This is a genomic window from Collimonas sp. OK242 (assembly GCF_900107095.1).
Lineage (GTDB): Bacteria > Pseudomonadota > Gammaproteobacteria > Burkholderiales > Burkholderiaceae_D > Collimonas.
This window is the reverse complement of record NZ_FNOR01000023.1, coordinates 34,113-54,146: the sequence shown is the minus strand read 5'-3', so window position 1 is coordinate 54,146 and position 20,034 is coordinate 34,113. Positions and strand designations below refer to the sequence as shown.

22 protein-coding genes and 1 pseudogene are annotated in these 20,034 nt (G+C 59.3%); 11 read left to right on the top strand and 12 right to left on the bottom strand.

Translation table 11 applies throughout. From position 1 onward, the window contains the following. Window positions 1–101: 101 nt before the first annotated feature. Window positions 102–386: an HU family DNA-binding protein gene (locus BLV81_RS21155; protein ID WP_092359892.1), complete on the bottom strand. Its 285-nt coding sequence runs from the start codon at window positions 384–386 to the stop codon at window positions 102–104. Between the two features lie 178 nt (window positions 387–564). On the opposite strand from BLV81_RS21155, the gene BLV81_RS21150 reads away from it, so the two are divergent. Further along, window positions 565–1,188 (top strand): glutathione S-transferase family protein, encoded by a 624-nt coding sequence (locus tag BLV81_RS21150; RefSeq protein ID WP_092359891.1) that lies wholly within the window; start codon window positions 565–567, stop codon window positions 1,186–1,188. 73 nt (window positions 1,189–1,261) lie between these two features. On the opposite strand, the pseudogene BLV81_RS24305 reads toward BLV81_RS21150, so the two are convergent. Continuing rightward, window positions 1,262–1,363 (bottom strand): annotated as a pseudogene (locus BLV81_RS24305) (epimerase); the annotation flags it as partial. Window positions 1,364–1,436: 73 nt separating this feature from the next. Between BLV81_RS24305 and BLV81_RS21145 the strand changes: the two are divergent. Continuing rightward, window positions 1,437–2,060: a TetR/AcrR family transcriptional regulator gene (locus BLV81_RS21145; RefSeq protein ID WP_092359890.1), complete on the top strand. Its 624-nt coding sequence runs from the start codon at window positions 1,437–1,439 to the stop codon at window positions 2,058–2,060. A 112-nt stretch (window positions 2,061–2,172) separates the two neighbouring features. On the opposite strand, the gene BLV81_RS21140 is transcribed toward BLV81_RS21145, so the two are convergent. Beyond that, complete coding sequence (locus BLV81_RS21140; RefSeq protein ID WP_255365403.1) at window positions 2,173–2,679, bottom strand: hypothetical protein; 507 nt, start codon at window positions 2,677–2,679, stop codon at window positions 2,173–2,175. Between the two features lie 174 nt (window positions 2,680–2,853). Beyond that, entirely contained in the window at window positions 2,854–3,837 is a 984-nt protein-coding gene (locus tag BLV81_RS21135; protein ID WP_092359888.1) for an SDR family NAD(P)-dependent oxidoreductase, read from the bottom strand. Between the two features lie 103 nt (window positions 3,838–3,940). Between BLV81_RS21135 and BLV81_RS21130 the strand changes: the two genes are divergently transcribed. After that, a complete protein-coding gene (locus BLV81_RS21130; protein WP_092359887.1) occupies window positions 3,941–4,840 on the top strand; it encodes a LysR family transcriptional regulator in 900 nt (299 codons plus the stop codon). A gap of 56 nt (window positions 4,841–4,896) precedes the next feature. Here the strand turns inward: BLV81_RS21130 and BLV81_RS21125 are convergent, their stop codons facing one another. After that, on the bottom strand, window positions 4,897–5,502 hold the full coding sequence (locus BLV81_RS21125; protein ID WP_092359886.1) for a TetR/AcrR family transcriptional regulator: 606 nt from the start codon (window positions 5,500–5,502) through the stop codon (window positions 4,897–4,899). Window positions 5,503–6,060: 558 nt separating this feature from the next. Between BLV81_RS21125 and BLV81_RS21120 the strand changes: the two genes are divergently transcribed. After that, complete coding sequence (locus tag BLV81_RS21120) at window positions 6,061–6,474, top strand: DUF4148 domain-containing protein (protein WP_092359885.1); 414 nt, start codon at window positions 6,061–6,063, stop codon at window positions 6,472–6,474. A 76-nt stretch (window positions 6,475–6,550) separates the two neighbouring features. Here BLV81_RS21120 and BLV81_RS21115 read toward each other — a convergent pair whose 3' ends face one another. Next, entirely contained in the window at window positions 6,551–7,972 is a 1,422-nt protein-coding gene (locus tag BLV81_RS21115; protein WP_092359884.1) for an aminotransferase-like domain-containing protein, read from the bottom strand. A 162-nt stretch (window positions 7,973–8,134) separates the two neighbouring features. Here BLV81_RS21115 and BLV81_RS21110 point away from each other — a divergent pair, with 162 nt between their 5' ends. Continuing rightward, window positions 8,135–9,463 carry an omega-aminotransferase AptA gene (locus tag BLV81_RS21110; protein ID WP_092359883.1) on the top strand — a complete coding sequence of 443 codons (1,329 nt, stop codon included), beginning with the start codon at window positions 8,135–8,137 and terminating at the stop codon, window positions 9,461–9,463. A 26-nt stretch (window positions 9,464–9,489) separates the two neighbouring features. Then, window positions 9,490–10,989, top strand: coding sequence for a CoA-acylating methylmalonate-semialdehyde dehydrogenase (locus tag BLV81_RS21105; protein ID WP_092359882.1), 1,500 nt, complete (start codon window positions 9,490–9,492; stop codon window positions 10,987–10,989). Between the two features lie 62 nt (window positions 10,990–11,051). On the opposite strand, the gene cysS is transcribed toward BLV81_RS21105, so the two are convergent. Then, window positions 11,052–12,431 (bottom strand): cysteine--tRNA ligase, encoded by a 1,380-nt coding sequence (cysS, locus tag BLV81_RS21100; RefSeq protein ID WP_092359881.1) that lies wholly within the window; start codon window positions 12,429–12,431, stop codon window positions 11,052–11,054. Window positions 12,432–12,698: 267 nt separating this feature from the next. Between cysS and BLV81_RS21095 the strand changes: the two genes are divergently transcribed. After that, window positions 12,699–13,679: an aldo/keto reductase gene (locus BLV81_RS21095; RefSeq protein ID WP_092359880.1), complete on the top strand. Its 981-nt coding sequence runs from the start codon at window positions 12,699–12,701 to the stop codon at window positions 13,677–13,679. A 4-nt stretch (window positions 13,680–13,683) separates the two neighbouring features. On the opposite strand, the gene BLV81_RS21090 is transcribed toward BLV81_RS21095, so the two are convergent. Both BLV81_RS21090 and BLV81_RS21085 read right to left on the bottom strand, forming a co-directional pair. After that, a complete protein-coding gene (locus tag BLV81_RS21090) occupies window positions 13,684–14,400 on the bottom strand; it encodes a right-handed parallel beta-helix repeat-containing protein (protein WP_092359879.1) in 717 nt (238 codons plus the stop codon). Window positions 14,401–14,436: 36 nt separating this feature from the next. After that, a complete protein-coding gene (locus BLV81_RS21085; RefSeq protein ID WP_092359878.1) occupies window positions 14,437–14,808 on the bottom strand; it encodes a DOPA 4,5-dioxygenase family protein in 372 nt (123 codons plus the stop codon). 288 nt (window positions 14,809–15,096) lie between these two features. On the opposite strand from BLV81_RS21085, the gene BLV81_RS21080 reads away from it, so the two are divergent. Beyond that, entirely contained in the window at window positions 15,097–16,362 is a 1,266-nt protein-coding gene (locus BLV81_RS21080) for an AI-2E family transporter (protein ID WP_255365402.1), read from the top strand. 110 nt (window positions 16,363–16,472) lie between these two features. Here the strand turns inward: BLV81_RS21080 and BLV81_RS21075 are convergent, their stop codons facing one another. Beyond that, window positions 16,473–17,063 carry a BPSL1445 family SYLF domain-containing lipoprotein gene (locus BLV81_RS21075; protein WP_092359877.1) on the bottom strand — a complete coding sequence of 197 codons (591 nt, stop codon included), beginning with the start codon at window positions 17,061–17,063 and terminating at the stop codon, window positions 16,473–16,475. A 345-nt stretch (window positions 17,064–17,408) separates the two neighbouring features. Between BLV81_RS21075 and BLV81_RS21070 the strand changes: the two genes are divergently transcribed. The 3 genes from BLV81_RS21070 to BLV81_RS21060 all read left to right on the top strand — a co-directional run bounded on the left by BLV81_RS21070 (window position 17,409) and on the right by BLV81_RS21060 (window position 19,050). Further along, on the top strand, window positions 17,409–17,897 hold the full coding sequence (locus tag BLV81_RS21070) for a MaoC family dehydratase (protein WP_092359876.1): 489 nt from the start codon (window positions 17,409–17,411) through the stop codon (window positions 17,895–17,897). 44 nt (window positions 17,898–17,941) lie between these two features. Next, on the top strand, window positions 17,942–18,349 hold the full coding sequence (locus BLV81_RS21065) for a VOC family protein (protein WP_092359875.1): 408 nt from the start codon (window positions 17,942–17,944) through the stop codon (window positions 18,347–18,349). Window positions 18,350–18,471: 122 nt separating this feature from the next. Continuing rightward, window positions 18,472–19,050, top strand: coding sequence for an HNH endonuclease (locus tag BLV81_RS21060; protein WP_176992924.1), 579 nt, complete (start codon window positions 18,472–18,474; stop codon window positions 19,048–19,050). Between the two features lie 169 nt (window positions 19,051–19,219). On the opposite strand, the gene BLV81_RS21055 is transcribed toward BLV81_RS21060, so the two are convergent. Both BLV81_RS21055 and BLV81_RS24005 read right to left on the bottom strand, forming a co-directional pair. Beyond that, a complete protein-coding gene (locus BLV81_RS21055; RefSeq protein ID WP_092359873.1) occupies window positions 19,220–19,816 on the bottom strand; it encodes an SIS domain-containing protein in 597 nt (198 codons plus the stop codon). A 44-nt stretch (window positions 19,817–19,860) separates the two neighbouring features. Beyond that, window positions 19,861–20,001, bottom strand: a complete 141-nt coding sequence (locus tag BLV81_RS24005) for a hypothetical protein (protein WP_176992923.1) — start codon at window positions 19,999–20,001, stop codon at window positions 19,861–19,863. Window positions 20,002–20,034 lie beyond the last annotated feature (33 nt).

Sequence of the window (20,034 nt, the reverse complement as noted above, 5' to 3'; positions counted from 1 at the left end):
TTCGCAGTTATTTAATCAGTTCTCCCTCGAGATATCCGGCATCAGGATCTCTTCCGACGAAAAAAAAGCCCCCTGAATTTCTTCAAGGGGCTTTCGTTACATCATTTCTTCTTTTTGTTCACTGCATCTTTGAATGCTTTACCAGCTGTGAACTTGACGGTCTTGGCTGCAGCAATCTTGATTGCTTCGCCGGTGCGTGGATTGCGACCGACGCGCGCAGCGCGTTTGCCGGAAGAGAACGAACCAAATCCAATCAACTGAACAGTATTACCTTTAGTCACGGCCTTGATCACGTTGTCTACGACGGATTCCAAAGCGCGCTGTGCGGCGGCTTTCGAGATTTCGCAATCGGTGGCAATGGCGTCGATCAATTCGGTTTTGTTCATTTCGTTAAATCCTCAAAAAAAGTGGTGAGTTGCAAATTCTAGCACCGTATTTGCTTGGAATCGGCGATGTAGACTACCGCAAACGCGTGTTTGAGACAAATTGCTTTTAAAGTTCGTTTGCAGTCGGTCGTATCTTTAGCACAAAAACCAGGTTTTGCGATAGGAAAAGAGGAAATTCATGTTGAAAATATTGGGGAAGGCAGCGTCGATCAATGTCCGTAAAGTGCTTTGGACATGCGATGAACTGGGCCTGCCGTTCGAACGGGAAGACTGGGGCAGCGGCTTCCGCGCTACCGATACGGCCGATTACCTGGCCTTGAATCCGAACGCCATGGTGCCGGTAATCCGCGACGGCGATTTCGTGCTGTGGGAATCCAACGCCATCATCCGCTACCTGGCGGCGGCCTACGGCGACGGCGCATTGCTGCCGGCGGCGCCGCGCGAACGGGCCAAGGCCGAGCAGTGGATGGACTGGCAGGCGACCGAACTGAACAATGCCTGGCGCTATGCATTCGTGGCGCTGGTGAGGAAGAATCCGGCGTACTCCGACCCGGCCGCGCTGGCGGCATCAGTGGCAAGCTGGGCTAAACACATCGGCATCCTGGAGCAGCAACTGGCGGCAACCGGTGCCTATATTTTAGGCGATGCCTTCTCGCTGGCCGATGTGCCGCTCGGCCTGTCGGTCAATCGCTGGCTGATGACGCCTTTGCAGCATCCGGAATATCCGGCGGTGGCGGCCTATTTTGAACGCCTGAGCCAGCGGCCGGCTTTTCTGCGGCATGGCCGCAATGGCTTGGCTTGAGCGTTTTCCGGTGAAAAAACCAGGCGGCGTTGCTGTCTGCCGCCTCAAGCACCTGCTTGGGACCACCCTGCCGCGCCAGTTTGAGGTCGTAGCTAAGTTCGCTGTTGCGTGCCTCCGACATGCCGGCCGATGATACGCCAAGGCAGAAGAAGCAAGCGTCGTAAGCTTGCAATGCAGTGGTGTTTCTCATTATTGAGAAGTAAACTGCCTGGTGTAAAATTCAGTTATTCGTCTTCCTGAAGTACACCATGGCCACAGTCCAACGCCTTACCGATCGCAAACGCGAGGCCATCATCCAGGCCGCGATTGCGGAATTCCGCGCCCACGGTTTTGAAACCACTAGCATGGACAGGATCGCCGCGCGGGCGGAAGTTTCAAAGCGCACGGTGTACAACCATTTTCCCGGCAAGGAAGAATTGTTCGCCGAAATCCTGGCGCGCCTGTGGCAAGCCAGCGCGGAACAAGGCGCCCTGAGCTTTCGTCATGATAAGCCGCTGCGCGCGCAGTTGCGCGCGCTGATGCAAACCAAGATGGGCATGCTGAGCGACAGCAATTTCCTCGACCTGGCGCGGGTTGCGATTGCTGCCGCCATCCACTCGCCGGAGCGGACCCAGGACATCGTCGCCAAAATGGAGGAGCGGGAAGAAAGCGTCAGCGCATGGATCAGCGCAGCCCAGGCGGCTGGCAAGCTGAAACCGGCCGATCCCGCATTCGCGGCGCACCAGCTGCAAAGCCTGCTGAAAGCTTTTGCGTTCTGGCCGCAGGTTACGCTGGGCCAGCCGCCGTTACCGCCAGCGCAGCAACAGCAGGTGCTGGATTCGGCGGTGGATATGTTCCTGGCTTATTACGAAGTTGGCGGGGCCAAGCGATAAGACTTCGGGTTAGGAGACATCTCAGCGCGAAGAAATCGCAGGGATCGCGCGGGCATGGCCCGATAAAAAAATGGCCTGACATCTCTGCCAGGCCATTGTCCGGCAATCGCAATCAGAAATGCCGTTTGACGACTTCGCCGAATGCCTCTTCGGCTGAACTGCCTTTGAGCATCAGCTCGGTGATTTCGGCCGTATGCTCACCGATGCCATCCGGCAACGTCTGGCGATTATTACGGAAATAGTCATACCTGGCAGCGTCGATCAAATCCTTGGCTTTCATCGCTACCGCGCCGCCGCGGGTAGCGCCGCTACGGCTGACGACGCGGCCGCCGGCAGAGCTGACGCGCGTGACGCCAACCGAGCGGAAACCGCCGGCGGCGATGGCTGCCTTGATTTGTTCCAGGGTGAATACCGGGGTGGCGTTGGGGCCGACAAATTCATCTTCCTTGGGATGCAGCAGATGGCTATTGCTGTCGAATGCCATTTTCTTTTCGGCGCTGTTGGTAAGCTGGTAATACGGGCGCGGCCCCGGGCTGGTCAGTCCGAATTGCACGCGGTCGCCGTACACTTCCATCTTGCCCATGACATCTTTCAAATAAGCCGTTGTCAGGGAGTCCATCTTGCCGCTCCAGCGTTTGGTTCTTGTCGTCTTCAAAATGCGTTACTTCCAATAATGATGGCTGCATATTGCATAGTGCAATAACAGCCGTTTATGAATCAATTGCAGTACGCATTATCCCCCGACACGATTTACCTGGACCGGATCACGGTAAAATATAATGTTGTTCGCCGGTTATCCTTTCAAACAGCCGATGCCTGTCAGCGTCGCCTTGACGGCGTCGTCAAGCGCTGTGTGCGGCTCGCTGCCAAGCAATTTGAGCAGGCGGCGGTTATCCAGCCGCACCGGCTGCCGCCATAGATAGCTGACCTCGCGCAGCTCGCGCATGACCGGGACAAAGGGCGACGCCAGCGGCAACAGCCACCAGGGAAAGCTTTTTGCCTTGAGGCCCGGCTGCCCTGTGACGCGGCCGATGGCGGCGACCATTTGCGTGCCGTCCGCATCCCAGTGGCCGTTCATGTGGAAGGTATCGAAGTCGGCCAGCGCGTCTTCGCGCTCGATCAATTGCATCATGGTCTCGGCGACATCGGGCAGGTAAGCCCATTGGTGGCCGATGCCGCGTTGGCCGGGATAGCTGACCGCAGTGACCGGCCGGCCCCTCTTGAGCAGCCCTTGCGAGAACCAGGAATTGGCCAGGTGCGGCCCGAAGAAATCGCCGGCCCGCACCACCAGCGTACGCACTCCATCTTGGCTGGCAAGCTGCAGCCGCCGCTCCAGCTGCACCCGGATCGCACCCTTGCGGGTTTCCGGGTGCTGCGGCGAGGTCTCGCTCAAGGTCGGCAAGGCATCCGGGCCGTAGTTGTAGACGGTACCGGGCAAAACGATGCGGGCGCCAGAGACTCGCGCCGCGGCGATGCTGTTTTCTATCATCGGCATGACCAGTTGCGCCCAGTTGCGATACGCCGGCGGATTGACCGCATGCACGATGAGATCCACGCCGGCGGCGGCGGCGATCACGTCCTGCTCATGCATCGCATCGCCCTGCCGCCAGTCGATGCCAGGGTGACTGCCGAGCTTGCTGCCGCCATCGCTGGCCGCCATCCGATCCGCGCGCCGATGCAGGGCGCGCACCTGCCAGCCGCGCTGCATCAATGTTTTTGCCATGGCATTGCCGATGCCGCCTGTTACTCCTGATACCAGCGCTATTTTCTGTTTCATGGGGATTCCCTCCTTCGATTGACTAACGTGACGGAATCCAGCGTAACAGCGTCGCCCTTAGTTTAAAATTGGCGATCTCAACATAGCCACTATACATATTTGTATGACTACGCAAGAACCCGGATGGGATCTCTATCGCGCTTTCCTGGCTGTCATGGAGGAAGGTTCGCTGTCGGGCGGAGCCCGGCGCCTGGGGCTGACCCAGCCCACCGTCGGCCGTCAGATAGAGGCGCTGGAACAGGCATTAGGCGTCAAATTATTCACCCGCTCGCAAACCGGGCTGGCGGCCACCGACACCGCGCTGACCCTGCGCCCGTTTGCGGAAAACCTGCGCGCCACCGCCAACGCCCTGCGGCGCGCATCGGCCGACGCCAGCGTCAGCAGCCATGGCACAGTGCGCATTACGGTCTCGGATGTGGTCGGCGTGGAAGTCTTGCCGCCGATCCTGACCGCGCTGCGCGAGGCGCATCCCGCCATCAAGATTGAATTGGTGTTGTCGAACCGGACCCAGGATCTGTTGCAGCGCGACGCCGATATTGCGATCCGCATGGTGCAGCCCAGCCAGGCCGCCCTGATCGCGCGCCGGGTCGGCGCCATTCCGCTCGGCTTGTTCGCGCACCGGCGCTATCTGGAGCAGTGCGGCATGCCGGCCGGCATAGCCGAGCTCAAAAACCATGCGCTGATCGGCTTCGACCAGGAAACCAGTTACATCCGCAACATGCAAAAGCGCGGCCTGCCGCTGACGCGCGATATGTTCTCGCTATGCACCGACAACCAGCTGGCGCAACTGGCGGCGATACGCGCCGGCTACGGCATCGGCATGTGCCAGACGGCGCTGGCCAAACCCGATCCTGAGTTGCGGCCGGTGCTGCCGCAAGCGGTCACGGGTGAACTCGAAACCTGGATCGTGATGCATGAGGATTTGCGTTCCAGCGAGCGCTGCCGGATTGTGTTTGACGCCTTGGTTGCCGGCGTGTCGCGCTATATTGCAGAAGACAACTGACACTCCAGCCAGGCTCGCGAAGCCTGGCCGATTGCATGCGCGGCGTCCCGATGGATTCAGGAAATTGCGGCGTCGGCTTGCTGCTTGCCGTCTTCCCGGGTCACGGCGGAACGCAACATCGCCGATGCGGCGTCGAGACGGCAAGGTTTGCCGAACAGGCGGGCGGACACCAGTCCGCTTTGCAGGGCGCCCAGGATGGTCATGGCGTAGACCGACGGTGCGGCCGGCAGTTTCACGCCCTTTTCAGCAACTGCGCGCTCCAGCCGCTGGGTGATCCAGGTTTCGTGCATGGAGTAAAAACTCTGTATGGCGGCGAGTACATTTTGCGGCAGGCTGGTGGCTTCGGAAGCCAGCATGCCGCACAGGCAAACGCGGCCGGTGCCGAGATTCTTGCGCCACAAAGCCAGGTATTGCTCGATCTGCTCCTTGAGCGGCCCGTTGACGTCCATGCTGCGCATGATGTCGCCGATGTTCGTTGCATAGGCTTGCACTGCGGCCAGCGCCAGATCTTCCTTGGTCGGGAAATAATAGTGGATGCTGGAAGTCTTGACGCCGACCAGTTCGGCCAGGTCGCGATAACTGAAACCGTTGTAGCCGCGCGTTCCCAGCAGGACCAGCGTGTGCTCCAGTAATTGTTCGCGTACGGGGGAAACGGCCTTCATGATTTTTTTACCTATAGATAGGGACGCCAAAACAGGGCGAACGTGCTTCAGGCGGCTGCAAATACCGCCATGGCCGCCATGCTACGTCTTTAGCCAGCAATCGGCAATGTTCTGACGCTGGCGGCGCGGCAGGCAAAATCATCAAGACGCTTTGTTCATATGTTATCTACTGAAAGGTAGACAATCAAGCGATTTCATCACCGTGTCGGCAATTTGGTAATGATTTATTATTATAAGCAAATACTGTTTGACTACCTACCAGTAGATAACTATAGTGAGACTACAGTAGTTGCAGACACGTTGTTATAGGCTGTTTTGACCCAGTAACTGGATAGCTCAACGTGCCCGGACTGCAGATGACGGATGCATGGATTCGAAGGCGTCGATTGATAAAGGCGCTTTTTAATTTCCAATGTTATCTATCTAGTGATAGATAACATTACCCCCCCCCATCTACAGCCATGACGGTGCAGCAAAGATGCCGACCCGTCAGTACATGCGCTTGTGTGACCGCTGTATTTGGCACTTTGTCATTAACTTCAAAAGAAAGAAACCATCATGAAAACCCAACTGATCGCCGCCTTGGCACTCGCCGCAATTGTTTCGGCTCCTGTATTCGCTGCTGACAACGTCACCCCGCTCACCCGCGCTCAAGTCCAGTCGGAACTGGCAAGGGCTCGCGCTGCCGGTGAACTCGACTTCGCTGGCTCGAATTATCCGACGTCCCTGCCTGCCCGCGCAGCAAGCAATGTTCCCGGCAAGACCCGCGCTGAAGTGCAGGCAGAAGTGGCAAGAGCCCGCGCTGCCGGGGAACTCGATGTCGCTTATTCAGAATATCCGGTAGTGGCCGTCTCCAGCGCCCCGGGCAAGACCCGTGCTGAAGTCAAGGCGGAACTCGCCGCCGCACGCGCTTCCGGCCAGCTCGATTTTGCCGGTTCGCAATATCTGCTTGAAACAAATACCGGTAACTGATCGCCTGCGATCCGCTTTTGATCTGTCGACAAAACCCGCGCCTCATGATGAGTGCGCGGGTTTTTTATTGGGGGAGCTACGCCAGTTTACGAAAGAAATCGGATAGCTTGGGCAGATCCGAAAAGGCGACATTGAAACGAAACCACGGATGCTCGGGCTGCGACACATAAAAGAACTCTCCCGGCGCCAGCCAGATACCTTCTTTCAGGGCTTGATCGCCGATTTCCTTGGCGCTGAATGTCGTGCGCTGCATCCTGGCCCAATAAAACATGCCGCCGCGCAGCGGCCCGAACGGCAGCAAGCCGGCATCTTCCAGCCGGGCGCTGACCTGCGCCTGCGCGGTGAGCAAGGTGCTGGCCAGGCGCTCGACGTGGCGCCGGTGATGGCCTTCGGTCAGCGCGTTGTAGACCAGGCGTTCGGTAATTTCGGAATTGGTCAGCGTCAATACCATCTTGGTACGCGCAAACTCCTTGGCGAGATCGCTCTGGCAAGCGATGAAGCCCAGCCGCAGCGACGGCGCGATGGTTTTGGAGAAGCCGCTGACATAAATCACCCGCCGCAAGCCGTCCAGCGCGGCCAGCATCGGATCGGTGGCTTGCGCCAGCTCGCGGTACAGATCGTCTTCCACCACCCAGAAGCCGTGCCGCTCGGCCGCTTGCAATACCCGCATCGCACAGGCAGGGGTATAGGTGGTTCCGGTCGGATTTTGCAGGACCGGATTGGTGAAGAAAATCTTCGGCCGGTGCAGCAGCGCCAGCTCCTCCAACTGCTCGAGATCGACCCCGCTCACGGTGCGCCGCACGCCGACCACATGGATGTTGGCCAGCCGCAGCATGGCGATCAGGTTGCAATAACCGGGCTCTTCGATGAACACGGTATCGCCGGGCTTGACCAGAGTGCGCATGATCAAGTCCAGCGCCTGGGTTACGCCATGGGTGGTGATCACCTGGTCCGGACCGATATCGAGCGCCCAGTTGGCGAACGATTTGGCGATGGTTTGCCGCAGCGGGCCGTAGCCGAACGGATGGCCGTAGCCGACCTGCTGGGCGCCGGGCGAACGGATGATGCGCCGCTCGGCTGCATGCAAACCCTCGCCGTCCAGCATGCTGCTCGGCAGCCAGCCGCAGCCGGCCTTGATCGGCACCCGTTCGTCGGCAAACACTTCAGAAAACAGCCAGGCCGAATCGATCACCGGATTGAGGCGGATGGCCGGCATGTCGCTGCTTTCCGGCAGCTCGCGCTTGGCAATGAAGAAACCGGAACCGCGCCGCGCAATCAGCATGCCGTTGGCCACCAGGCGCTCATACGCTTCGACGATGGTCGAATTGCTCACGCCTTGTTCCAGCCCGAACTGACGGATCGACGGCAGGCGTTCGCCCGGCCGCAGCTTGCCGTTTTCGATCATGCGGCTCAAGCCGGCGACGATCTGCTCGACCAGGCCCAGCGCCGATTGCGGCTGCAACAGCGGGGGAAAGCGCGAAACCTGTGGTTCAGTCATGGCGTCTTCAAGTGTATTCAGTACAGTTTATCATTCACAACAATACACTTTCCACGATTTGTACGAAGTGTATCTAACAATCTGGATTGTAACTGCAATAATCGACGCCATGGTCAAACCCCGTTAACCCGCCCCGCGCCAACCACCACCATCGAAGCCACCATGAGCACACATCAATCGGATCAGGACCTGTCGGCATTCTGGATGCCATTCACCGCCAACCGGCAGTTCAAGGAAGCGCCGCGCATGTTCGTTTCGGCCAAGGGTATGTATTACCAGACCGACGACGGCCGCTCGATACTGGATGCCACCGCCGGCTTGTGGTGCGTCAACGCCGGCCATTGCCGCGATGAGATTACCGCCGCCGTGACGCGCCAGATCGGCACCATGGATTACGCGCCGTCGTTCCAGATGGGCCATCCGCTGGCGTTCGAGGCGGCACGCAAGGTGGCCGGACTGATGCCGGCCGGACTGGACCGTATCTTCTTCACCAACTCCGGCTCGGAAGCGGTCGACAGCGCACTCAAGATTGCACTGGCATACCACCGCGCACGCGGCGAAGGCCAGCGCACCCGTTTCATCGGCCGCGAACGCGGTTACCACGGCGTCGGGTTCGGCGGCATCTCGGTCGGCGGCATCTTGAATAACCGCAAGGCGTTCTCGGGCAACCTGATGCCTGGCGTCGACCATTTGCAGCACACGCTGAATATCGCCGAAGCCGGCTTCAGCCACGGCCAGCCGGCCTGGGGCGCGCATCTGGCGGATGAACTGGAACGCCTGGTCGCGCTGCACGACGCTTCGACCATCGCCGCCGTCATCGTCGAACCGCTGGCAGGATCGACCGGCGTGCTGATCCCGCCGCTGGGTTATCTGGAACGCTTGCGCGAACTGTGCAGCAAGCATGGCATCCTGCTGATTTTCGATGAAGTGATTACCGGTTTCGGCCGCCTCGGGGCGCCGACCGCCAGCGCCTATTTCGGCGTAACGCCGGACCTGATCACGCTCGCCAAGGGCATCAACAACGCCGCGATCCCGATGGGCGCGGTGGCCGTCAAACGCGAGCTCCACGATATGGTGCTGCAATCCGCCGCCGCCGGGGCGATCGAGCTGATGCACGGTTATACCTATTCGGCCCATCCGGTGGCCGCCGCCGCCGCCATCGCCGCCATCGATTTGTACCAGAGCGAGCAGCTGTTCGAGCGCGCGCGCGGGTTGTCGCCGCTGTTCGAGCAAGCCGCGCACGGCGTGGCCGGTGCGCCGCACGTCAAGGATATCCGCAATCTCGGCCTGGTAGCCGGCATCGAGCTGGAGCCGCGGCCGCAGGCGCCGGGCGCGCGCGCTTACGAAGTGTTCCGCAAATGCTATGAAAAGGGCGTGATGGTGCGCTACACCGGCGACATCCTGGCCTTCTCGCCGCCGCTGATCGTGCAGCCGGAAGAAATCGAACGCATGTTCAGCACGGTGCGTGAAGCACTCAACGAAACAAAATAACCGCAACCAGATAAGCGAGACAGATCATGAGCATTCCCCAAATCAATCATTTCATTGCCGGCGCATCGGCGCCCGGCCGCTCCGAGCGTTATTCCGACGTCTTCAATCCAGCCACCGGCGCAGTGGTCGCCCAGGTTGCGCTGGCATCCGTGCAGGAAGTCGATAAAGCCGTCGCCGCTGCGCGCGCGGCATTTCCGGACTGGTCCGAGACTTCGCCGTTGCGTCGCGCCCGTGTCATGTTCAAGTTCAAGGAACTGCTGGAGCAGAACCATGACAAGCTGGCAGCCTTGATTACGCACGAGCATGGCAAGGTGTTTTCCGACGCCAAAGGGGAAGTGGTGCGCGGCATCGAAGTGGTGGAATTTGCCTGCGGCATCCCGCACCTGCTGAAAACCAGCCACACCGACAATATCGGCGGCGGCATCGATAACTGGAACCTGCGCCAGCCGCTGGGCGTGGTGGCCGGCATCACGCCGTTCAATTTCCCGGTGATGGTGCCGATGTGGATGTTCCCGGTGGCGCTGGCATGCGGCAATTGCTTCATCCTGAAACCGTCCGAACGCGATCCGTCGGCCAGCCTGCTGATCGCCGACCTGCTCAAGCAGGCCGGTTTGCCGGACGGCGTATTCAACGTGGTCCAGGGCGACAAGCTGGCCGTGGATGCCTTGCTTGCGCATCCGGACGTGCAAGCCGTTTCCTTTGTCGGCTCGACCCCGATTGCGGAATACATCTACACCGAAGGCGCACGCCGCGGCAAACGCGTGCAAGCGCTGGGCGGCGCCAAGAACCATCTGGTGGTGATGCCGGATGCCGACCTGGACCAGGCGGTCGACGCCTTGATCGGCGCCGCCTACGGTTCCGCCGGCGAGCGCTGCATGGCGATTTCGGTGGCGGTGGCGGTGGGCGACATCGCCGACCGCCTGGTGCAGCGCCTGGCAGAACGCGCCGCTGCGCTGAAGATCGGCAACGGCGATCAGGCCGATTCCGAGATGGGGCCGCTGGTCACCGGCGTGCACAAGGCCAAGGTCGAGGCTTACATCGCCAAGGGTGTCGAAGAGGGCGCCAAGCTGCTGGTCGACGGCCGCGGCTTGAGCGTTACCGGCCATGAAAACGGTTTCTTCGTCGGCGGCACCTTGTTCGATCACGTCACACCGGAAATGACCATCTACAAGGAAGAAATCTTCGGCCCGGTGCTGGCGGTGGTGCGCGTGCCGGACCTGGCCAGCGCGGTGGAGCTGATCAATGCCCATGAATTCGGCAACGGCGTTTCCTGTTTTACCAGCGACGGCGGGGTCGCCCGCGCTTTCGCACGGCAGATCCAGGTCGGCATGGTCGGCATCAACGTGCCGATTCCGGTGCCGATGGCGTGGCATTCCTTCGGCGGCTGGAAGCGTTCGCTATTCGGCGATCACCATGCTTACGGCGAGGAAGGCATCCGTTTCTACACGCGCTACAAGAGCATCATGCAGCGCTGGCCGGACAGCATCGCCAAGGGCGCCGAGTTCACCATGCCTACTGCAAAGTAAGTAGCCAAGCAAGTCGGACTATCGTCGCCACCCGCCGCGTTACATGGCGGACGGCGACGATTCTAGTTTTCGCAAGGTTTAAGGGTAGAGCCGGAAGCGCTGTCTTCCACCAGAAATCCACACGCCTTGAGTTCCAGCCGCAAACGGTCGGCCTCCTGCCACTGCCGCATTTCGCGTGCGGCCTGGCGTTGCCTGGCCAGCGCCGCTACCGCTGCGGGTATTTCATAGCTGGCCGGCCGCCAGTCGGCCAAGCCCAGTCCCAACACCTGGTCCATCTCACGCAAGGTCGCTCTGCATATTGCAGCGTCGGTCTCGCTACGCACCAGCTCCCATACGACAGCCAATGCGCGCGGGAGATTTAAATCATTGTTGATTTCATCGCGAAAGCGCGTTAACCACGTGTGGTCGATCCGGCCCCCATCCGGCCAGCGATGGTAAGCCTCTCTCAAGCGCTGCAAGCCGGTTGCCGCGGCTTGCAAGCCATCCCAGCTGAATTCCAGCTGGCTGCGATAATGCGCCATCAGGCACAGATAGCGATACGCCAGGGGATCGTATCCTTGCTCGCTCAATGTCTGCAGGCGCAGGAAGCCGCCGCCGGACTTCGACATTTTTTCGCTGCCGGTCTGCAGGAAATAGCCATGCATCCAGAAATTCGCAAGGCGGGTGCCGTGGCATGCCTCGGTCTGCGCGATCTCATTGCTGTGATGGACGGCGATATGGTCTTCGCCGCCGCAATGGATATCGAACCAGGTGCCGAGATGGGCCGCCGACATCGCCGAGCACTCGATGTGCCAGCCGGGGAAACCGCGGCCCCAGGGGCTGTCCCATTCCATCTGGCGGCGGGAATCGGCGGGGCTGAATTTCCACAGGGCGAAATCGGTATTGCTGCGCTTCTCTCCCAAGGCCACGCGCGAACCGGCCTGCAGAGCGCCGCGGGCTAGCCTGGCCAGGTAGCCATAGTCGCTTTGGCGGCTGGTGTCGAAGTAGACGCCATCCTGGGTGCGATAGGTATACCCCTTCTGTTCCAGTTGGCGGATGAAGGCGATCTGCTCGGGCAGGTATTCGGTGGCGCGGCACCAGATGGCTGGCTCCAGCAGATTCAGGGCGCGGAAATCGGCCATGAACGCAGCGCTATAGAACGCCGCGATTTCCCAGGCGCTCTTGCCGCTGCGCCTGCTGCCTTTTTCCATCTTGTCCTCGCCGTCGTCGGCATCCGATACCAGGTGGCCGACGTCAGTGATATTCACCACATGCTGTACCTGATAGTGATTGAAGCTCAGCGTACGCCGCAGCAAATCTTCGAAAATATAGGTGCGCAGGTTGCCGATATGGGCGTAGTCGTAAACCGTCGGACCGCAGCAATACAAACCCACGCGCCCCGCCGTAATACTTTCAAAGCGCCGGACGCGCCGCTCCCAGCTATCGTACAGATGGAGTTCCATGCCGTTTTTTTTAAAAATTAGTTAGATAAGCCAGCGAAAACAGGTTGGCCATGAGTTGACCAATACAGGCCAGCGAACCGGAAGAAATCAGGCGCGCTGCATTGACAGCGTGCAGCAACAACACAGACAGTGCGTGCAGACGTGGCGGGGCGGGAGGATGAAGGATTGCGTAAGCATCGCTTATACTAACTTGCGGCGCTTGGCCCGGTCAACCCTCAACGCGAGGCCAGGCTGGAGCGCCAAAGTTAACTCTATCCGGAGCAATCCATGATGAAACAACGGAAACTGGGATCAGGCGGACTGACGGTATCGGCCATCGGCCTCGGCTGCATGGGCATGAGTACCGCATACGGCGCAGCGGATGAAGCGGAATCCATCGCCACCCTGGAGCGGGCGCTGGCATTGGGCATCAACTTTTTCGACACGGCGGAACAATACGGTCCCTACGAGAATGAAACCCTGCTGGGGCGCGTCTTCAAGGGCCGCCGGCATGAAGTGGTGCTGGCCACCAAATTCGGCTTCAAGATAGAGAATGGCGTCACCACCGGCATCACCAGCGAACCGGGCCACATACGACGGGCGGTGGAAGGATCGCTGCGCCGCCTCGCTACCGATTACATCGATTTGCTGTATCAGCACCGGGTCGATCCGGCCGTGCCGATTGAAGAAGTGGTGGGCGTCATGGCCGATCTGGTGCGTGAAGGCAAGGTCCGCTTTCTGGGCCTGTCCGAGGCCGGCGTGGCGAATATCCGCAAAGCCCACGCAGTGCATCCGATCAGCGTCCTGCAAAGCGAATATTCGCTATGGGAACGTAACCTGGAAGCCGATATTCTGCCGACCTTGCGCGAACTCGGTATCGGGCTGGTGCCATTCAGCCCGCTCGGGCGCGGCTTCCTGAGCGGCACTGCGCAACGGGCGGAAAGCTATCCGGCCTCCGATTTCCGCCATCTTGATCCGCGCATGCAGGGCGCCAATTTCGATGCCAATATGCGGGCGGCGAAAGTGGTCGGCGCGATCGCTGCCGCGAAAGGCGTCAGCAGCAGCCAGATCGCGCTCGCCTGGGTATTGCAGCAAGGCGACGACATCGTGCCGATTCCAGGCACCAAGCGCCGCGCCTACCTTGAGCAAAATGCCGGCGCCGTTGCAGTGACCTTAGACCAAGGCGAAACCACGCTGCTGGAAAATGCCCTGCGACAGGTGGCCGGCGAACGCTATAGCAAGGAACGCATGGCCTGGGTTGACCGTTGAGCAGTTACTGACAAGCCGCCATATTGCAGACATTGCGATCGGCGGCGGCGGACTTCAGATTGGTTTGGGCGGCGTTGCTGTTATTGCCCTTGAATTGATTATTACTGAAACTGGAGCGGCCGAAAGCAGCCAGCCCCATCATCTGATTGCCGCGCATCACATTGCTGCGCACCTTCAGATCGACGCCGAAGATGCCATCGCCGCCGTTCGCCTCAGCTACGCTGTTGCTGATGGAACCGCCAAAGAATACCGCGCCGCCGTGGCCGTTGCGGGCAAGCACTATGTGGTCGAGACTGACCGAATTGGTTTCCAGGTAGACGCCGTAATTCCCCATGCCCTGGATGATCCCGTTCTTGATTGCGATGCCGCTGCGATTAACCGCATGTACGCCATTGCCGACGCCGCTCGGCCAGCAAGGCGCCGGCAATTGCAAGCATCGGGTCGGTCCCTGGATGACGTGGCCGTTCAGATCCAGGGTAACGTTGTCGGCATTGATTTCGATCGCCGTGGTGTTGGCGTCAGCTACTTTCAAGTTGCCGGACAGGCGGTAATATCCCGCCTGTTCGATGACGACCAGGAAACCCGGCTTGTCGGTGCGGCCGGGATCGATCGCGGTCACCGGGCCGGCGGCCGCGCTGACGCCGGGAGCCAGTTGCAAGGCGAGCAGCGCCAGCCCTGCGAGCTGCGGCAAGATTCGATTGCGCACGACTGTATTACTCATGATACGGACCCGCCTTTCTGCACTGGCCTGGTTTCATTATTCCTGGCTCGCTGTCTCTGACTCGCTGGAGAAAATCGACAATTTCAATGGCCGTACCGCGCCCATCCAGATGGCATGGTCGCGATGATCCTGCAGATCGTCGCCGCTCAATGGATGGATAAACACCACCAGCCCCGCACGATGCAAGGCCAGCCACGGAATCAGGCCGCCAAACACGGCCGGTTCGAACGCCAGCTGGCAACTCCAGTCCGGATGCGGCCCTACCGGCCGTTGATGAACCCGGCCCATGCTTAACGTAAACCGCCGCGCCGCCTCCTCGCACAAGGCTTGCGCCTGCGCCAGGGTGCTTGCATCGAAATAGATGTGGGCGTGATAGCCGGTGATGCGCGGCTCGGGCGATGCGGTCATGCGGGAAGCTCCGGAGAGGTGATGCAAGAGTTTAAGAGTTGCGAACGGATATAGCCAGCAGTGAATTTTTTGTAATTAATGTTTCAGATCAAGAATACTCTTTTTCCAGAGCCGGCGACATCACATGGGAAAGTGACAAGCTGAACTTGTCTTTCCGATCATCATCGCCAGGCTATCATCCGAGGAAAATAATGCAGTCTCTGTACGGTGACGTACCTACTTTTTGCGTTAAGGTAGGTAATCTCTCCCCATCAAGCTAGATTCAAGAATTGCGCAGCAAATTATCCAATGAAACCACCAATCGCCCATGCAGCAGTCGCAACAGCTGAAGCAAGCGCCAACGATGCGCCTGAACATGTAGCTGCGGATGTGCCTGAGAATGTGACCGAGGATGGGCCGGATACAAACGCGGCAGCCGCCCCCCTGATGACCGGGCCGCTGGCGCCGCTTTCCCCTACCGGTTCGACCAATGTCCGCAGTCTTTGCCTGCGCACACTTACCGTATTGGCACTGGTATTTGCCCTGCAATGGGCGCGCAGTTTCCTGGTCCCGTTGCTGTTCGGCATTTTCATTGCCTACACCTTGAATCCTTTGGTGGCCTGGCTGGAGCGTATCCGTATCCCGCGTTTGGTCGGCACGTGCGTCGTGATGGCGACCTTGCTGCTTGGCCTGGGCCAGGTTGCCTATTCTTTACGCGGTGAATTCCAATCGATAGTCGAACGCCTGCCGGCCGCCGCCCATCAATTATCGCGCGCCATGGTCAGCATCCAAGCCAGGACACAGGGCGGAGAGGCCAGCACTATCCAGAAAATGCAGGCCGCAGCCAACGAAATCCAAACCGCCGCCGGCCAGGCCGCAGGCGTAAAGCCGGATAGTAAGCGCCAGGCCAGTCCGGCGCCGCCGGCGTTTCAATTGGGCGAATGGCTGTGGACCGGTTCGATGGGTGCGATGCTATTCATCGGACAGGTGGTGATGGTGATTTTCCTGGTCTTTTTTCTCTTGCTGTCCGGCGACACCTTCAAACGCAAGCTGGTCAAGCTGACCGGGCCGTCTTTGTCCAACAAAAAGATCGCCGTCAATATCCTGCTCGATATCAATACGTCGATCCAGAATTACATGTTCATGCTGCTGGTGACGAATGCCTTGCTGGCGACCATGATGTGGGTGGTATTTCGCTCGGTCGGGCTGGAAAACGCCGGCGCCTGGGCGGTGGCGGGCGGCTTCTTGCATATCATCCCGTACTTCGGCCCGCTGCTGATCGCCGTCGCCACCGGCTTGACCGCGTTCATGCAGTTTCAATCGTTTTCGATGATGTTGCTGGTGTCGGCGTCGACCCTGGTTATCGCCACCCTGATCGGCACCTTCGTGACCACCTGGATGACGGGCAGAATCGCCAAAATGAATGCGGCGGCGGTATTTATCGGACTGCTTTTCTGGGGATGGCTGTGGGGAATATGGGGCCTGCTGCTCGGCATCCCGATTATCGTCATCGTCAAAGTCATCGCCAAACGTGTCGACGGCATGCAGGCGGTGGCTGAACTGCTGGGCGACTAAGTGAAAATCTGCCGGCTGTCCGCCGCCGCAAAAAAATACGGCATCCTCGGAAAGATGCCGCATCGGTGTTGCATCTGCAGTGTTGCAGCTGCTGATTTACCGGTCTCGATTTAGAGCGAAATCTTCGAGATCTTCGCGCCTTGCAGCGACACGCCGGCAATCAATCCGCCATTGGTATTGATGAAGCCAATGATAGGCTGCTGCGCCGTATTGGTGTCTATGCTGCCGTTGGCGCCGATATTGGCCAGCGCCACGGTGGCGTCGGCGCCCACCGTCCAGCCATTGCTGTTGCGGAATTTATCCAGCGCATCCTGCGTCATGAATAACAAGATGATTGCTTTCGATTGCGCTCCGGCCTGGAAACCGATCGAACCGGCAGTGGTGCTGTAATAACCCTCGGTACGGCCGCCGACGCGCAGTGCGCCCTTGCCGTATTCAGCGCCGAGCACAAAACTGGCTTCCAGCACTGCCGGGAATACCAGCACGCCCTTGGCCCGGGCTACCAGCTCGCGCGAGGCGGGTGCGGTCTGATACAGTTTGGATAAAGTGGCATCTACGCCCGCATTGACATCGTTGCGGCTGGTTTGAGAACTTGCTTCGTGACCCGGCATGGTTGTGGAGCAACCGGCAAATGTGAGGCTGGCCATGGCGACCGCGATGGCTGCCAGTCCCTTGGAAGGGAAAGAGGATTTTTTTTGCATTTTTTTCTCCATCAATAATAATAGTAATATTAACTAAGCAACGTTATAACCGCGTTGCAAGCACGCTATAACCGTTGTATTGCATGGCAAAGATGTGTATCAACCAGCATTTTGACTGAGCTTCCTTCCATAACCTCCCAGCTCCTGATGCGACTCCCTGACCAGGCGATATTTATGGTGCGGCGCATCTTTCTCCGCGTGCATGATGAAACTGTAGGCGGCATGTAAGATTGCATCTGTACGTTAGCACACATTCGAACAACTATTCACTGCTTACCTGACCACCGTGCCCCTGGCCCATGACTCTTGACCGCAGCAAGCTTTGACTACAGCGAGGAACCCGTAATGAGCGGCGCCGACAACAACCCCACCAGCAAGCCCACCCCACAGCCCACGCTATACCTGGACGACCTGAAAGTCGGCGACCGCTTCAGCAGCGCCGAACATGTGCTGGACGAACAGCAAATCCTGGCATTTGCCCGGCAATTCGATCCCCAGCCTTTCCATTTGAGCGACGCCGCCGCCAAGAACACCATGTTTGGCGGACTGGCGGCCAGCGGCTGGCATACCGCCGCTATCACCATGCGCCTGCTGGTCACCAGCGGCATGCCGCTGCAAGACGGCCTCATCGGCGCGGGCGGCGAAATCAGCTGGCCGCAGCCGACCCGCGCCAGCGACATCTTGCATGTGGAAAGCGAGATCATCGAAATTACACCTTCCCGCTCGCGCCCGGAGCGCGGCATCGTGAAACTGCGCAGCGAGACGCGCAACCAGCGCGGAGAAGTGCTGCAGCTGTTCGTATCCAAACTGGTGGTATGGCGCAAGCCGGCATGAATGCTGCCTCCCGCCTACAATAAAATTTTTGAACGAGCATCAAGATGATACATATTCGTGAAATCGACCACCTCGTATTGCGCGTGACCGACCTTGAGCGGATGCTGCATTTTTACTGCGATGCACTCGGATGCAGCATAGACCGGAGAGTAGACAGCATTGGCCTGGTGCAACTTCGGGCCGGCAGCGCAATGCTCGACCTGGTGCCGGTCGCCGGCAAGCTCGGCAGCGCGGGCGGCGCGGCGCCGGGCAAGGAAGGCCGCAACCTGGATCATTTCTGCTTGCGCGTCGAACCTTTCGACGAAGCAGCAATTCGCGCCCACCTCGCCGCCAACGGCGTGGCAGCCGGCGAGCTTGCTTCAAGAAACGGCGCGGAAGGGGAAGGCCCCTCGATCTACGTCACCGATCCGGAAGGCAATGTGGTCGAACTCAAGGGGCCGCCATATGCCTGAGCGCCAGGCTTGATGCGCCTCACCTTTGCTTGCCAGCTTAATTGCCGGCTAAAACAACGAAAAAACACCGGCTTTCCGAAATAGCGGGATGCTGGTTATAATCAACGGCAAAGGTGAAGAAAATGAATTCCCATATTCTGACTCTCGATATCGCGGGCAATCCGTTCGACTGGATTTCGCCACAAGATGCTGTGCTCTATTATGCGAGCGGGAAGGTGGCTTGGGAACTCGGCGACGACGACAACGACATCGTTTTTCGCGGCGGCTACTCCCGCACCGGCGTGCAGTCGCGCATCGCCGTCAAACCTATCATCGCCATCGCCGGCAGCGCCATCATGGCGCGCATGCTGCACCTGGAACTGCCGCTGGGCCATCACAACGATCTGCTGTTCAAACGCGACCGCTACACTTGCGCCTACTGCGGCGGCCACTTCCCGCACAACGAACTATCGCGCGATCACATCCATGCGCGTTCCCACGGCGGCAAGGATACCTGGATGAACTGCGTCACCGCCTGCAAGGAGTGCAACCAGGAAAAGGGCAACAAGCCGCTGGAAAGTTTTCGCCCGCTTCTGTATGTGCCCTATGTGCCTTGCCGTGCGGAGCACTATCTGCTCAGCGGCAGAAATGTCCTGGCCGACCAGCATGACTACCTGGCCGCCCGGCTGCCCAGGCACAGCCGGCTGCGCGAGTTGAACTAAGGCCTGCCAATACCCGACTTCCGGCAAAGGATTTAAATCGCCTGAAATCGGCCTTAAACAGCGAATAATCGATGAAATATGCCGTTTTTCAGCTAATACCATCCTTTTTACATTCACTTTGGCAGCCACAGCGGCGCTGATTCCGGCGCCGGAAAATTGTTAACAGGCCCTAGGTCTTGTCAGCGTAATTCTCGGGAAAGAAATGCCGCTCGATAAGCTCGATCAAAATGTGCAATACCTTGATGTGCAGCTCTTGCACGCGATCGGCGAATGTACCGCCCGGAGTGCAGATATAGACGCTGCTCAACGACGCCAGCAACTCACTCTGCTTACCCGACAGCACAATCACATGCATCCCGAGATCGCGCGCGGTTTGCGCCGCGCGCACGATGTTCTTGCTGGTGCCGCTGGTGCTCAGCGCGACCAGGCAATCGCCGCCGCGTCCATGTCCTTCGAGATAGCGCGAAAACACCTGTTCATAACCATGGTCGTTGCCGACGCAGGTGAGATGCCCGGCATCGCTGATCGCCGTCGCACCCAGCGCCGCCCGATCCAGCCGGTAGCGGCCGGTCAGCTCTTCGGCGAAGTGCATGGCGTCGCACATGGAGCCGCCGTTGCCGCACGAGTACACGCGGCCCTTGCGTTCAAATACATCGATCAGCAAGTCGGCCGCCTGTTCGATGGATTGCAAAGCGGCGTCGTTGGCCAGCAAGCCATTCAGCGCTTGCTGCGCTTCGACCAGGCTGGCGTTGATGTGTTGCTTCAAGTGTGACTTCGGGGCTTGCTTCAATCGGCACTCCAGTCCGGTAATTAGCGATTCGTACTGCGCGTGACGCCGGTATCGATCACGCCATAAGGGGTAATGGTGGTCCCGCTTTCGCCGCCAGGCGATGTTACATGGCCGCAAGCCGCCAGCAGCAGGCTTGCGATCAAAGGGAAGAACAGGCGCATAGTTGTCTCATACATTGAATGGCAACTCTGACA

Coding starts and splice junctions, on each gene's coding strand:
- BLV81_RS21120 (WP_092359885.1), top strand. CDS start 6,061: ATGAAAACCCAACTGATCGCCGCCTTGGCACTCGCCGCAATTGTTTCG.
- BLV81_RS21090 (WP_092359879.1), bottom strand. CDS start 14,400: ATGAGTAATACAGTCGTGCGCAATCGAATCTTGCCGCAGCTCGCAGGG.
- BLV81_RS21135 (WP_092359888.1), bottom strand. CDS start 3,837: ATGAAACAGAAAATAGCGCTGGTATCAGGAGTAACAGGCGGCATCGGC.
- BLV81_RS24005 (WP_176992923.1), bottom strand. CDS start 20,001: ATGCGCCTGTTCTTCCCTTTGATCGCAAGCCTGCTGCTGGCGGCTTGC.
- BLV81_RS21080 (WP_255365402.1), top strand. CDS start 15,097: ATGAAACCACCAATCGCCCATGCAGCAGTCGCAACAGCTGAAGCAAGC.
- BLV81_RS21065 (WP_092359875.1), top strand. CDS start 17,942: ATGATACATATTCGTGAAATCGACCACCTCGTATTGCGCGTGACCGAC.
- BLV81_RS21115 (WP_092359884.1), bottom strand. CDS start 7,972: ATGACTGAACCACAGGTTTCGCGCTTTCCCCCGCTGTTGCAGCCGCAA.
- BLV81_RS21125 (WP_092359886.1), bottom strand. CDS start 5,502: ATGAAGGCCGTTTCCCCCGTACGCGAACAATTACTGGAGCACACGCTG.
- BLV81_RS21110 (WP_092359883.1), top strand. CDS start 8,135: ATGAGCACACATCAATCGGATCAGGACCTGTCGGCATTCTGGATGCCA.
- BLV81_RS21075 (WP_092359877.1), bottom strand. CDS start 17,063: ATGCAAAAAAAATCCTCTTTCCCTTCCAAGGGACTGGCAGCCATCGCG.
- BLV81_RS21145 (WP_092359890.1), top strand. CDS start 1,437: ATGGCCACAGTCCAACGCCTTACCGATCGCAAACGCGAGGCCATCATC.
- BLV81_RS21095 (WP_092359880.1), top strand. CDS start 12,699: ATGATGAAACAACGGAAACTGGGATCAGGCGGACTGACGGTATCGGCC.
- BLV81_RS21155 (WP_092359892.1), bottom strand. CDS start 386: ATGAACAAAACCGAATTGATCGACGCCATTGCCACCGATTGCGAAATC.
- BLV81_RS21085 (WP_092359878.1), bottom strand. CDS start 14,808: ATGACCGCATCGCCCGAGCCGCGCATCACCGGCTATCACGCCCACATC.
- BLV81_RS21070 (WP_092359876.1), top strand. CDS start 17,409: ATGAGCGGCGCCGACAACAACCCCACCAGCAAGCCCACCCCACAGCCC.
- BLV81_RS21140 (WP_255365403.1), bottom strand. CDS start 2,679: ATGGACTCCCTGACAACGGCTTATTTGAAAGATGTCATGGGCAAGATG.
- cysS (WP_092359881.1), bottom strand. CDS start 12,431: ATGGAACTCCATCTGTACGATAGCTGGGAGCGGCGCGTCCGGCGCTTT.
- BLV81_RS21150 (WP_092359891.1), top strand. CDS start 565: ATGTTGAAAATATTGGGGAAGGCAGCGTCGATCAATGTCCGTAAAGTG.
- BLV81_RS21105 (WP_092359882.1), top strand. CDS start 9,490: ATGAGCATTCCCCAAATCAATCATTTCATTGCCGGCGCATCGGCGCCC.
- BLV81_RS21060 (WP_176992924.1), top strand. CDS start 18,472: ATGAATTCCCATATTCTGACTCTCGATATCGCGGGCAATCCGTTCGAC.
- BLV81_RS21130 (WP_092359887.1), top strand. CDS start 3,941: ATGACTACGCAAGAACCCGGATGGGATCTCTATCGCGCTTTCCTGGCT.